Origin of the sequence: Streptomyces neyagawaensis (genome assembly GCF_023516595.1) — a bacterium.
GTDB classification, from domain to species: Bacteria; Actinomycetota; Actinomycetes; order Streptomycetales; family Streptomycetaceae; genus Streptomyces; species Streptomyces neyagawaensis.
Genome location: NZ_JAMGBG010000218.1, coordinates 1 through 11,004 on the forward strand (window position 1 = coordinate 1; position 11,004 = coordinate 11,004).

Here is an 11,004-nt window from a genome sequence, read left to right on the forward strand (position 1 = left end):
CGGCATCCCCATCACCGACGTCGCCGAGTGGATGGGCCACAAGACCATCGAGATCACCTTCAAGATCTACCGACACCTCATGCCCGGCTCCATCAGCAAAGCCGCCAAAATCCTCAACCTCGACCTCACCGCATAAAAGCCAGCTTTACAGTTCTTGTCACCTTCGGCTCAGCAGCCGTAGTTGATCAGGTCGAAGGAGGCGTAGTGGTCCGCCGTGTAGTGGTCCTCCTGGTACTCCTCGCCGGTGATGATGCGGCGTGCGCCGCGTGTGGAGGAGCCCGGCGTGATCACGGTGTACTCGTGATAGTAGCCAGAGGACTGGGCTGGGCAGGATGCCTTCCCGGTTCTGGAAGACGGTGCCGTCCTGGGAGTACGGGTAGGTCCGATGAGCTTTCGCGGAGTTGACTTGCGACCCGGTGTCGGCATGGCGCCCCCACGCGCCGTTGTACCGCCCCATGACACACGCGAACGGAGCTGCTCGCTCTCCAGCCCAGCAGCAGTGCGCACACCCGGGCCTGGCGTGAGGCTGTTCACCCGCGGCACAGGGTGAATCCGCCCATTGGCGTCGGGCTGCGCTACCTGTGTCGGCGTCCGAAATACGCTCCTGATCCGTCGGGTGCTCATTTCACAGGTGGATGGTGCCTGACTCGAACCAGTCGTGGAGTGTGGGTTCCGCTCCGGCCGGGAGATCGTCGATGAACACCACGGCCAGGCCGCGCTGGGCTCGCGAGCAGCAGACGTAGAACAAGTTGCGTGACCGTTCTGTACGCTCGGGTTTGTCGGTTCCGGCGAGCATCTTGCCGATGCTGTACCTGTTCCAGGCGCGGTCGTCGACCACCACCACGACGTTCTCGAATTCGTCACCCTTGACACCGTGCTGGGTCGAGAACGGGGTGAGTTCATCGATGAAGTGGGTGACGCTGATGACTTCACGGTAGGACACGGTGCGGAGATTGTTGGAGAAGTCCGCCCGTCGCTGGTCGCGCTCGTCCAGGTTCGTTGCGGATCTCCGGCGCTCCAGGTCCTTGAGCTTTCCCGGCAGGGCTAGGAGATGGCCGTCGGCCATCAGATCGAGCACCTCGCCGATGGTGCCGGTGATACGTACGGCGTCGAGCGCACGGATCGCGTCACTGATGGCGCGTTTGTGTGCGTGACGGGTGATCCGTGTCCGTCCCTCGTCCAGCAGGTTGGTCAGCTCGGCGAAGTCATGGTTGCGGAACGCGGCGCTGATGGCCTCAATGCGGGTCAGGTACTGAATATACGGCTCGTTGCGTGCCATGAGGTCGTCGGGACCGTAGCGGCCCAGCTTTCGGTACTGCTCCAGGAGGTTGGCATACTCCAGGGTGCCGGCTATCCCACGGTGGGTGAGCAGCAGGTACTTGCAGTTCTCCCGTGTCCAACCGTTCCGGGCGAGGATTGCTTCGGCGGCGGTGAGACGCTCAGGGCCGGCCGGGATGCTGCTGTTGAGGAACAGGTGGACTTCGCCGGTCTGCTGCTGGCCGACGGCGTCCTGGGTGAGCTCGGGACGCATCCGGTTGAGCACCTCGACGACGGGAGGCGAGCAGCGGTAGTTCTCGTGCTTGGTGATCTCGGTGAGCAGGCCGGGCCGCTTTACCGCTCCGACTCCGGACTTGTAGATCTTCTGCATGGAGTCGCCGAAGAGACCGACCACGCATTTCTCGCGGCCTGCGCCTGCCAGGTGGTCCAGCAGCAGTTGGATCGTCTGGAGCGAGGTGTCCTGGTACTCGTCGACAAAGATGACTGGGTACTTGCTGGTAATGATGCGTATGAGTTTGGGGTGGGCCGTGACGAGACGGAGCGACAGCGCGATGACATCGTCGTGGGAGATGCGCCCCTCGTGCAGCCTGCGCCCGCGGTCGGAATACTCGATGACGGGAGGATCGGTGACATCATCAAGGTCTTCCGGTTTGGATAGGTCCTTGTTGTAGTCGAGGATCTGCCGCCAGAGCTCATGCTGGTATGGCTGGATGACACTCCACAGGAATTCGTGGATGGTGCCGACATCGACGAGCGAATCTGCGGCGATGCGTTCGTGGATCTTCCTCTTGGCGACGTTGGTATAGGTGATGCAGGCGATCCGGCGACCGTGTGCCTCCAGGTCTGCGCGGTGGTGGGTCAGAAGGCGCTGTAGGGCGCGGACCAATGTGGTCGTCTTGCCGGCGCCGGCCCCGGCTTCGACGAGGAAGCTGCGCCGGGCCTCCAACTCGGTGGCGACGGCTTCGAGAGTGTCTAGGCTAGCCACTGCAGTCCTTCGGCGATGTAGCGGGGAACGGCCCAGTCCTCCAAGAGCATGACGTCGAAGGCGAAGTCCGTCTTGTGGTCGCTGAGTTGCTGTGCGATGTCGTAGGCCTTGGCCTTGATCTCGTCGGCGGTGGGGTCGGCCCCGACCTCCTTGGCGAAGGCCGCCTTCAGGGCGAGCTGGCGGAAGTCCCGTGCGAGGACTTCCGCGTTGGCGATGATGAAGGCATCCTCGAAGCTCCGCGCGCAGGCTCCCGAATCGGTCTCCGGGATCTGGTAGGCGACGCGGACATGACCCTGTTCCTTGTCAGCCGGGTCGGTGGCGAGCAGATCGGCGATGCCGGACTTTGCGGGCAGCCAGTTCTTGAGCGTCGAGTTCGAGGTGACCGTCTGCCCCTGGCCGGGTGGGCAGGCCTTGCGGTGCTTGGGGCACACGGAGTCGATGTCCGTGATCACGAGAGTCTTGACGTTCAGGAAGGCGAGCAGCTCCCGGAACCGGACAGCATAGGCGTCGCCAACCTCGATTACCGACACGTACTGGTGCAGCAGCTCTTTGGCACACCGCCGGACCATCTCCGGCAGGATCAGTCGTTCCGCGGTGCCCTCGATCAGGATCACCTTGTCCGCGAAGAACATGTCACACCGGTGCAAGACCATGTACTGGCGCAGGAAACGCAGGGTCTCGTCACCCTGCGGAGTGGCCTTCACGTTGGCTTCGAAGGTCGAGAGATCCTTGACCGTGAGCTGCGGCTCGGAACGGTCGAAGTAGCGCACCGTGTGGAAGCCGCTGCTGGCGACGATGTGGGAGGAGTGCGTGGTGATGACCACCTGCACCTTCCAGCCCGTCTTACGGTCGATGAAGTCCTGGATGTTCTTGATGAACGTCTCCTGCATCTGGGGATGCAGATGGGCTTCGGGCTCCTCGATGAACAGCACCTGCAGCGCAGGCTTGGGTGTGGTCCGCTCGTACGTCTGGTGAAAGCTGATGACTTGCAGGATCGTGAAGATCAGCTTGCTGTAGCCCAGCCCGTTGTGGCCTTCGGGAAGATGGAAGTCGTCATCCCCGGACGGGTACTGGATACGGGTACTGCCGCGGAGGACGCCTGAGGCCTCCATGAGGGAGACAATACGGGGCTTCTGGACCGGGGTGATGGTGCCCACCCCGAAGGTGCGCAGGTCCTCGAAGATCGGGTCGAACAGCGTGGCGTAGTTGTCGTCGAGCTGCTGCGAGGCGGACGCCAGAGCGGTCTCGATCTGCTCGATGCTCTGGTGACGGTCCTCGTGCCCGCTGTTGACCTTGTAGTAGGCCTCGAACGTCTTCGACAACGTACGGGCCTTGTCGCTCGGTGCGTCATCCATCTTGGTCTGCGCGTAGACGAACTTGAGCGACAGGATGGATTCGGCGGCGCCGCGCTTGATCTCCTTGCGGACTTTCTCGTCCAAGGGGCTGACCGCTCGATAGGCCGGGGCGAAGTAGTCCGAGAAGTTCTTGCGCAACCACTTGATGCGATCGAAGGGCTCCCGCTGGCTGGCTGACCAGAAGTCCTTGAGGAAGTCGTGCGGACGCGCAACCTCCAGCGTCGCCTCGATCTTGACCTCGAAGCAAGCGTCGTCCAGGTCGAGGATCACACCCGTAAGGGGTCCGAGGTCGTCCTCCTCCGTGTACTCGATCGTGAGAACTAAACGGATGGCCGGAACGAGGTCGTACGCCTTGGTCAGTAGGTCCACGCTCGTCTCGGTGTCGCCCCGGTCAGAGTGCGCCTGTCCCTCACCGAAGATCTGCCGCGCCTGCTCGATGTCGGCGATACGGCAGGTGGAGAAGTCCTCCAGGACAAACCTTGTGTCTTCCTCACCGAAGAACTTCTCGAAGAGATTGACGAAGGATGTCTTGCCGCTGTTGTTGCGCCCGACGATGAGGGTGGCCTTCGGATCAACCCGGACGTCCACTCTCTCCAGGGCGCGAAAGTTGATCACTTCGGCATGGGTCAGCTGCATCTCACTCCCGACATCGTCCCCAACCCCGCTCCCGGGATGGTCTACGCATGCGACTACCGAGAGTCAGAGCAGTATCTGATACGGAAGAGGTAGAGATGCCTATTTGGCTCAAAGTGGTCAGCGATGTGACGGGTTGCGTCCATTTTGATCATTGCTGATCGGTGCCTGTCATCGATCCCGTGCGTGGCGCCTGGTGATGCAGACGGCCTCGGCGGTTGGTGGGTTGCCCAGTCATGCTCCTACGGATGCAGCACGACCGTCGGCCCGTTGCAATGAGTTCATGCGCTGCAGTACACGGTGGACGTGCCCTGGGTGAGAGTGTGGACGTAGGTCTCGGCGCCGGCCAGCAGCCGCAGGTATTCCTCGGTGCACGCAGCTGCGGACAGCCCCGGCTGGGCGAGCACGGTGTGGACGCGGGGCCGCAACTGCGGGGCGAGTTCCCGGATCCGGTAGAGCTCTTCGATGCTGCCGACCTCGAAGGGTGAGACTCCAGTGTGGGCCCGAAAGCTTCTGGCGCGTCGGTCCAGGTGATTCAGGAGCGGGCCCAGGTGGTCCTGCCGCCACTTTGCGCTACGGACGGCCTGGCCGCACAGCTCGTACAAGTCAGCCACCCGGCCGCCGGGGGTCGGCTCGCAGGAGTACCTGCAATGCACCAGGGTGACGACGAGTTCGTCGCCGTCGATCTTCATCTGGATGGAATCAGGTTCGCGCGTCGCGGGCTGCGACTCCTTGTTCTCACCCATCGGGATTGGCCGCACAGTCGCCCCAATGCCCCCACCCAACTACCGCGTCCCTCGCAACGCGACAGTAGGATACAACCGATATACACCCGTGAATCGGCCACCGCACGCCATATGCCGGATGTCAAAAGGCGCCCAACCTCTACTCGCGGTAGGCGTATGGGGTGGCGATGCCAGCGCTGAGAGGAGGCCGAGAGCCCCCTCCGGCCGGCATGTTCCGGGTTGTGCGTCCGTGTGTCAGTGGTCCCCCCTATCGTCGGCATCAGTACGTTCAGGGGGCTCCGGGGGGAACAGTGACCGACGGACAGAGGCGGGCGAGGCGGTCCGCAGGCGCTGGCGGTTCGGCCAGGCGTAAGCGGGTCGTGGCGACGGCCGTCATGGAGGCCGAGGGGTGCCTCGCCGACCTCAAGCGCGGACGCCGCGCTGCCCTAGAGATCAAAGAGGTCACCGAGCGGATGCTCTCGCCCGAGTACAAGGGGCGCGTGCTCGTGGAACTGCTTCAAAACGCCCATGACGCGCACCCCGCGCGGGACGGCGTCGGCCGCGTCGAGATCGTGCTTGACGAAGACGAGGGCGAACACGGCGTCCTGTACGTGGCGAATGGTGGCAGGCCCCTCGGATATAAGAACTTCGAGGCGCTGTGCAGCATCGGCCTGTCGAGCAAGCGCCCCGACGAGGGCATCGGCCACAAGGGCATCGGTTTCAAGAGTGTCCTGCAACTCACGGCGGCCCCGGAGCTGTACAGCGTCGTCGGCGCCTCAGCCAAGACCTTCGACGGGTTCTGTTTCCGCTTCGCCCGGGACGAGGACTTCGACTGGCTGGCGCACCAGGTCGCTCCCGACCATCCGGAGGCACCAGGTCAACTGCGCGCGAACCTGTCGTCGTTGAAGGTCCCGGTGCCGGTGGACGACGTCCCAGCCGCAGTGGTGCCCTTCCGCCGACGGGGACTGGTGACCGTGGTCCGGCTCCCGCTGCGGAACGCCGAAGCGCGGCAGGAAGCGGTACGCCAGCTGCGCGAACTCGCCGACGACGGGGTGCCGTTCGAACTCTTCCTGAACCGTCTCGGCAAGGTGTCCGTGACGCACCGGGTGGGCGGCCGGGGGCGCCCGAGCGTCTACACACGCAAGATCGATCTTCTCTTCGCATCGCGCGGCTTGAAGATCCAGAAGATCACACTGCGCCGTCGCACCCGCCTGATCATGGTGACGGCCGCGGTGGACCGTGAGCGCGCGCACGAGGCCATCGCCACCGGCGTCGAATCCGGACCGCTGACGGACGACTGGCATGCCCTGGGGGAGTCGGCCGTTGTCAGTGTGGCGGTCCCCGCGGGCGAGCCGCTGGAGCGCGGCAGGCTGTACACGTTCCTGCCCATGGGTGCACAGCCGACCTGCCCGGTGCGCGGGTTCCTCAACGCTCCGTTCCACACGGACGTGAGCCGGCGCACCATGGCGGAGTCCACGCACTGGAACGACCTGCTCCTCGACACCGCGGCGGAGGCCTGCGCGCGAGCGGCCGTACTGGTCGACGAGGGGCGCGTCACGATGCCCGCAGGCGCCCTGGTCGACCTGATGTGCTGGGATCACGATCAGATGCGGCGCCTGGAGCTGGCCTTCAAGACGCAGGGCCGTGAGTTCGCTGAGGTGCCGTTCATGCCGGTACTGCACCCCGCCGGCGCCCGCACCTCGTACCGGCATGGCTATTTATGGCACGGCCCCGATAGGGCCCGCGTGTTCACACCGCAGGCCGTTGCCGCATCCGGGGTACGGGAGGTGATCGACACGGGGCTCCATCCCCTGCGTGCCGACCGGCTGGTCGCGCTGGGCGCGGCCCGTGCGCTGGGGCTCCTCCCGCATGCCTCCGTGCTCGCCGGCTGGGCGGAGAGCGTCGTCTCACACCTCTCCGAGAAGGAGTTCGACGCGGGCAGGTAGGCGGACTACTACCACGACCTCTCGGTCTGCTTCGCCGGCACCGGCGAGGAACTGAAGGGTAGGAAAATCATCCTCACGGTCGACGGGAAGCGGGCTCCGGCCGGCGATCCCGGGCTGTTCTTCCGCCGTTCGGACGGGCCGTCGGCCGCACTACCCGACCTACCGCCCGGACTCGCGAAGAGCATCTCCTTCGTCCACACGGAGATCGCCTGGACGGGAAGGAAGACCAGTCGGCGCTCCCGCGGCCGTACCTGGCTGGAGGAACAGGGGCTGGTGCGCGACTACAGTCCGCAAACTCTCCTGGACGTGCTGGGCGATGCCATGCGCAAGGTACGTGAGGACGACGAGGCCCTGCGCGAGCACCTCCTGTTCGCCTGCGCCCTGTGGGCGTCCTCGCTGAACCTGCACGGCAAGCGGCCAATGATCAAGGGGCTGTTGGTGCCGGGACGCAAGGGCTGGGTGCCCGCGACGGAGGCCATGTTCGGAGAGGGCTGGTCGGGCGGACACGGCGCGATCGACAGGACACTGGCCCGCTTCCTCGGCCGTACCGAGGCTGTCTCCCCTGACCTCGTCTCTGCCGCTGACCGGGTCGTCCGCCCCGCCCACGACATTTGTGCCGGCACCCCCACCGACGCGCAGACCCTGCGGCGCTTCCTTGAACAGCAGGGCGTCCGCCACGGACTGCTTCCGACCTACGTGGCAACGTTCCAGGCAGTGAAGGGGCAGCATCTCAACCGTACATCCCTCTTTCCTGGACTGTGGGCCCTGAAACTGGACCCGGACGAGCGGGTCCAATGGCAGTCGACGGCCCAGGGCTGGCCCAAACGCCGAGACGATCTCTACTTGACCGTCGAGTACCGCCCGACCCGTAGGAGGGTGGCCATGCTCCCCGGCCAGCGGGAGTACGGCGCATTCGACGAGGAGAGCCGCAGGCTCTACGCCGAACTGATCATCCACGGCCTGGACACCTGGGCCCCCGAGGCACTCGAGTTCCACTTCACGGGCGGCTCGGACCAGAAGGGCACACCGTGGCCCACCCCGCTGGCCGCCTTCCTGAGCCGAGCGCCGTGGATTCCCCAGACGGGCGACGACGAAGACACACCCGCTTTCACCACGGCCGACCGGGCGTGGTGGTGGGCCTCGGCGGAGACACCGCCCGCCTTCCTCACCGTAGCCTCCGCCGCACTGCGCAGACGGCAGTCGGACCGCGTGCTCAAACGCCTGGAACTGCTCGGCGTACGCCGCTGGGAGGATCCCGGGACCGCCGCGGACCGGCTCCGCCATCTGCCCGCCCTGCCCACCGCATGCCCCGGCTCCGCCACGGACACCTCGGGCATCTGCTGCGTCGAGCCTACGAACAGGCCTGGGCTGACCTCCTTCCTCCGGACGGATTCGGCAACGGGTGGCGATCCGGGATCCTCCCCGAACTCCTCGTGAGCCGGGCCGGGACACTGGATGTCCTCACCGCCGAGTCCGAGTCCGAGCCGGTCTACGTGGCCGACATCCGCGGCACCCAGCAGCGCAGGCTGCTCGACCAAGCACCCCTGCCCGTCCTCCCCGTCGACGACCGGGCTCTGGGCCAGCGCGTTCACGAGCACCTGGAGGCGCAGAGCCGTTTCGTGACCCGGCCGACGAGCGAAGCGGAACTCGACATCCGGGTCGACAAGCTGCCAATCGGCGACGCTCCCCGGGTGCCGCTGTACGCCTTGGCCGGGCCTTGGCTGGAGACCCTCATCATCGCGCTGATGGAATTTGACGACGAGCGGTCCTCCCGCGCCAGGGTCCCCGCCGCAGGCCGCGTCAGGCATCGGCTTCGATCCTGTGGCGTCGTCGTGGCACGAGCCGCGGTCACCCATATCGCCGGTCACGCCCTCGACACCTCCGACGACGACCGCTCCCTCCTGCACGACGATCCGGACGAACCCCTCCTCGTCGTGGTGTGCGCGCAGCAGCGCTCCGACTGGCATCTGCTGGAGACAGCCGCGACCGCCCTGAGCACCCTGATCGGCGCCCCGTACCTAAGCACGGCGGTACAGTTGGCGTTCATCGCACTGAACCGCTTGGGCCGGAGCGCCGCGGACGTCACCGAGCCGGACATCGCCTCTGTGCTCGCCATTCCGCAACAGCGTCTGGAGGCGGTGCTTGCCGACCGTGCCTCGATCCGCTCCGGCAGCGCCCGACTCGTCCCCCTGCTCGCTTGCGTCGAACTCGCCCTCGCCGAGGAACTGCAACGCGGCCAGGAGACCCTGCACGATCGCGGCGAACTCCACGACTGGCTGGTCACGCGGCTCGATCTCGACCGCGCCGACCAGTTGCTGGGGCTCTTGGACGAGAACGACTGGCAGCGGAAGCTGTCCGCGCTGGGAGTGCCCCTGGCTGAGGCCAACCGGGCCTGGCAGGCCCTGGGCCTGCCGACAGTTGACAACGCGGAGACCCACCAACGGCAGTTCCAGACCTGGTTGCAGCAGAACCGGGCGAGGCTGGCCGACCGCGTCCGTGATGCCTACGTGGTCACACACAAGGCGGGCCGCTCCCTCACGGAGTACGTCCGGCTGCGCTCGCTCCCCGGCCTGGAGCCGGACCCCCAGTGGGGACACGAATACTGGGACCTGCCTGTGGATGTCCTCGACGCCCACGCCGAGGAATGGACTGTCACGCATCTGCCCCCGACGTCGGCCCGACAGCACCACCCGCGACCGGTTGCCGAGATCCACGAGGAATGCGTCGACATGATCCACGCGCGTCTGCGCAGCCTGCGCGCTCGCGTGGACGCCTGGCGGAGCCGTCAGGGCCGCGAGGGTCCCTCGTTGCCGTCGGCTACCGAGATCGCGTCGGCGATGGATGCCGAAGGCCTGCTCGACTTCGAGCCGATCGGCTCCCGTGTACTCATCGCCTGGCTCGAGGCCCATGGCCACTGGCCCGAGGGCATGCCCGCCACGGACCGGGCGGCCGCCCTCGGCACGCAACCCACACCCCTCCCGCCGAGCCCACCCCCCGGCAGCAGCCCTCTCTCCACCTCGCCGGGCCCGTCGCTCGTCCTGAACGGACGCGCGTTCCCGATCGGTCCCGACCACCTGCGCGACCTCGCACGACAGGTCGCCGCCGGCCTCACCCCCGACCAACTCGCCGTCTCCCCACAGCCCGGCACTCCGTCGGCACCCGCACTCCCCAGACAACGAACCACCTACGCGCCCGCCGGTCGCGGCGGGGGATACCGAGTCTCTCCGCGTGACATCCAGAAGGACAGGGCCGTGGGACTCGCAGGAGAGGTGGCCGTCGCCGCCTGGCTGGAGAGGCAGTACGGCGTCCCCCGCGAGGAATCCTGGAAGTCCGGGCTACGCCCATATGTCTTCGCTGACGGCACAGGCGACGACAGCCTCGGCTATGACTTCCTCATCCACGACGGCGATCGAACCCTCCTATACGAGGTGAAGGCCTCGACCGGAGACCGGGGCGAGTTCGAACTCGGAGAGTCCGAAGTCGAACGGGCGAGCCATCTCCGTCCGGACGAGACCTACACCATCGTCTACGTCTCGCACGTCCTCGACAGCAACCACCGACGCATCACGCCCCTTCCTAGCCCGTTCAGCGCCCCCGGCCTCGCCGGTTACCGCCTCGTCGGCACCGCCATGCGCCTGAGGTTCGAACTGCCGCCGGCGGAGCCGGAACCGTACCTGTAGGCGAAGGAGGCCGAGTTGCACACTCCGTCTCACACCTGGCGACAACGGGCCATGAACCGCGTGACTTGGCAGTCAGGTCAGCCAAGTGATCACCGTGCCCCGGTGCTGGGCAAGGCGAGGTCCGTGGGTAGCCCTTGGCAGGGAGCTAGGCGTCGAGAGCGAGGGCGACGACGTCGCCGTGGGGCACATCATGGTCGGCGTTGTAGCGGCGAATGCGTTTCCGGAGCTGAAGCACATCGCGGGCGGGGAAGAACGACTTCTTATGCGGTGAGGTCGAGGTTGAGGATTTTGGCGGCTTTGCTGATGGAGCCGGGCATGAGGTGTCGGTAGATCTTGAAGGTGATCTCGATGGTCTTGTGGCCCATCCACTCGGCGACGTCGGTGATGGGGATGCCGTGGGTG

The 11,004-nt window shown here is 66.0% G+C and carries 6 protein-coding genes and 3 pseudogenes; 4 read left to right on the plus strand and 5 right to left on the minus strand.

What is annotated here, in order from left to right:
- Positions 1–136: pseudogene (locus M8J73_RS44015) on the plus strand (tyrosine-type recombinase/integrase); the annotation flags it as partial.
- A 32-nt stretch (positions 137–168) separates the two neighbouring features.
- Here the strand turns inward: M8J73_RS44015 and M8J73_RS44020 are convergent.
- From M8J73_RS44020 to M8J73_RS44035, 4 genes and pseudogenes are all read right to left on the minus strand, one after another.
- Positions 169–379, minus strand: a pseudogene (locus M8J73_RS44020) (guanyl-specific ribonuclease); the annotation flags it as partial.
- Positions 380–625: 246 nt separating this feature from the next.
- The gene (locus M8J73_RS44025) at positions 626–2,263 is read right to left on the minus strand and encodes a UvrD-helicase domain-containing protein (RefSeq protein WP_055537455.1); all 1,638 of its coding nucleotides are present in this window, start codon (positions 2,261–2,263) and stop codon (positions 626–628) included.
- Positions 2,251–4,254: an AAA family ATPase gene (locus M8J73_RS44030; RefSeq protein WP_055537454.1), complete on the minus strand. Its 2,004-nt coding sequence runs from the start codon at positions 4,252–4,254 to the stop codon at positions 2,251–2,253. Before M8J73_RS44030 ends, M8J73_RS44025 begins: the two co-directional genes overlap by 13 nt.
- Before the next feature lie 278 nt (positions 4,255–4,532).
- Positions 4,533–4,997: a hypothetical protein gene (locus M8J73_RS44035; RefSeq protein ID WP_055537453.1), complete on the minus strand. Its 465-nt coding sequence runs from the start codon at positions 4,995–4,997 to the stop codon at positions 4,533–4,535.
- 359 nt (positions 4,998–5,356) lie between these two features.
- Between M8J73_RS44035 and M8J73_RS44040 the strand changes: the two genes are divergently transcribed.
- From M8J73_RS44040 to M8J73_RS45405, 3 genes are all read left to right on the plus strand, one after another.
- Positions 5,357–6,922: a sacsin N-terminal ATP-binding-like domain-containing protein gene (locus tag M8J73_RS44040; RefSeq protein WP_055537452.1), complete on the plus strand. Its 1,566-nt coding sequence runs from the start codon at positions 5,357–5,359 to the stop codon at positions 6,920–6,922.
- A gap of 273 nt (positions 6,923–7,195) precedes the next feature.
- Positions 7,196–8,359 (plus strand): hypothetical protein, encoded by a 1,164-nt coding sequence (locus tag M8J73_RS44045; RefSeq protein WP_055537451.1) that lies wholly within the window; start codon positions 7,196–7,198, stop codon positions 8,357–8,359.
- Entirely contained in the window at positions 8,356–10,602 is a 2,247-nt protein-coding gene (locus M8J73_RS45405) for a protein NO VEIN domain-containing protein (protein ID WP_249829902.1), read from the plus strand. The genes M8J73_RS44045 and M8J73_RS45405 overlap by 4 nt, the downstream gene beginning before the upstream one ends.
- 260 nt (positions 10,603–10,862) lie before the next feature.
- On the opposite strand, the pseudogene M8J73_RS44055 reads toward M8J73_RS45405, so the two are convergent.
- Positions 10,863–11,004: pseudogene (locus M8J73_RS44055) on the minus strand (tyrosine-type recombinase/integrase); the annotation flags it as partial.